The sequence below is a fragment of the Billgrantia ethanolica genome (assembly GCF_021404305.1).
Lineage (GTDB): Bacteria > Pseudomonadota > Gammaproteobacteria > Pseudomonadales > Halomonadaceae > Halomonas > Halomonas ethanolica.
On sequence record NZ_JABFTX010000050.1, the window covers coordinates 1 to 293 of the forward strand.

General features: G+C 69.3%; 1 protein-coding gene. It reads left to right on the top strand.

What is annotated here, in order from left to right; translation table 11 throughout:
* The coding region (locus tag HOP53_RS21465) for a mannitol dehydrogenase family protein (RefSeq protein ID WP_479688675.1) at positions 1 to 293 on the top strand (293 nt) is incomplete at both ends.

Below are 293 nucleotides of genomic sequence, written 5' to 3' on the forward strand. Positions count from 1 at the left end.
GCGATCTCGCGTCGCTGCTGGCGCGCATGGCCTCGCCCGAGACGCGTATCGTCACTCTCACGGTGACCGAGAAGGGCTACTTCCTGAGCCCCGCCGAGGGCAGCCTGCTGCGTGATGATCCGCTGATCGCTCACGATATCGATCAACCCCAGGCACCGCGCACCGCGCCGGGCATTCTGGTCGAGGCCCTGGCCCGGCGGCGCAGTGCGGGCGTCCCGCCGTTCACGGTGCTGTGCTGCGACAATATGCCGAACAACGGCAAGCGCACACGGGCGGCGGTGGTGCAGCTCGCC